General features: G+C 72.0%; 1 protein-coding gene. It reads right to left on the reverse strand.

Annotated features, from left to right (window positions below; all coding sequences use genetic code 11):
• Positions 1–207: AMP-binding protein (locus IF55_RS35815; RefSeq protein WP_425428538.1), on the reverse strand; the 207-nt coding region annotated here is incomplete at its 3' end.
• Positions 208–214: the final 7 nt, after the last annotated feature.

Consider the following 214-nt stretch of genomic DNA (forward strand, 5'->3'; position numbering starts at 1 on the left):
CACCGCGAGCAGCGAGACCACCAGGTCCACGGAGCGCGGCAGCATCACGGCCACAAACCGCTCGGGGCCCGCGCCCCGGTCCGCCAGATGCCGGGCGAGGCGGTTGGCGCGGGCGTTCAGCTCCGCGTACGAAACCTCCACACCCTCGAAAACCAACGCCACCGCATCCGGCGTACGCGCCGCCTGAGCCTCGAAGAGCGCGGACAGCGTCTCC

This window comes from Streptomyces varsoviensis (assembly GCF_000718635.1).
GTDB classification, from domain to species: Bacteria; Actinomycetota; Actinomycetes; order Streptomycetales; family Streptomycetaceae; genus Streptomyces; species Streptomyces varsoviensis.